Consider the following 1,010-nt stretch of genomic DNA (forward strand, 5'->3'; position numbering starts at 1 on the left):
CCACCCATATTTCCGTGGACAGCGTCCCCGTCCCCGTCGGATAGTGCGGCCCATGGCTTCTCTCGTGCGCCACCTCACATTCGACTCCCGCGACGCCTACCGCCAGGCCACCTTCTGGGCCGGGGTCCTCGGCGGCAAGCTCAGCGACGACGACTTTCCCGGGGACCCGGAGGCCCTGGTCGAGGCCGACGGCGTCACGCTGCTCTTCGTGACCGTGCCGGACGCCAAGGCCGTCAAGAACCGGCTGCACGTCGACCTCCAGCCGCAGGACCGCACCCGCGACGAGGAGGTCCAGCGGATTCTCGCGCTCGGCGCCACCCAGGTCGCCGACCAGCGGAGGCCCAACGGCCGGGGCTGGGTCGTCCTCGCCGACCCCGAGGGCAACGAGTTCTGCGTGGAGTGCGCCCAGGCCGAGCGCGACGCCATCATCGCCGCCGAGGCCAAGGCGCAGGCCGAGGCCGAGGCCCGCGGCGAGCTCGACTGACCGTGTCTCCGGGAAGGCTCAGCCCCGCAGCTCCCCCTTGACCACCTTCCCGCTCGCGTTCCTCGGCAGTTCCGCGACGAACTCCACCGCCCTCGGGACCTTGTAGTTGGCCATCTCCCGGCGCGACCACGCGATCAGGTCGTCCGAGGTCACCACAGAACCCGGGCGCCGCACCACGTACGCCTTGCCGACCTCGCCGAGCCTCGGGTCGGGCACCCCGACGACCGCGACGTCGGCCACGTCGGGGTGGATGCCGAGGAGTTGCTCTATCTCGGCGGGATAGGCGTTGAAGCCGCCGACGATGAACATGTCCTTGATGCGGTCCGTGATGCGGAGGTTGCCGTCCTCGTCGAGGACGCCGACGTCACCCGTGCGCAGCCAGCCGTCGGGCGTCACGCTCTTCTTCGTCTCGGCGGGATCCTCGAAGTAGCCCCGCATGACGTGGTGTCCGCGCACGAGGACCTCGCCGGGATGTCCGGGCGCCTGCGGCGCGCCCGTCGCGGTCACCACCCGCACCTCCGTGCCG

At 71.1% G+C, this 1,010-nt stretch carries 2 protein-coding genes; one reads left to right on the forward strand and one right to left on the reverse strand.

Annotated features, from left to right (window positions below):
- The first annotated feature begins 52 nt into the window (after window positions 1-52).
- Complete coding sequence (locus tag AOK22_RS38930) at window positions 53-484, forward strand: VOC family protein (protein WP_055703336.1); 432 nt, start codon at window positions 53-55, stop codon at window positions 482-484.
- An 18-nt stretch (window positions 485-502) separates the two neighbouring features.
- Here the strand turns inward: AOK22_RS38930 and AOK22_RS38935 are convergent.
- The coding region (locus AOK22_RS38935; RefSeq protein ID WP_157872443.1) for an AMP-binding enzyme at window positions 503-1,010 on the reverse strand (508 nt) is incomplete at its 5' end.

This window comes from Streptomyces silaceus, assembly GCF_001419745.1.
GTDB lineage: Bacteria > Actinomycetota > Actinomycetes > Streptomycetales > Streptomycetaceae > Streptomyces > Streptomyces silaceus.

Coding starts and splice junctions, on each gene's coding strand:
- AOK22_RS38930 (WP_055703336.1), top strand. CDS start 53: ATGGCTTCTCTCGTGCGCCACCTCACATTCGACTCCCGCGACGCCTAC.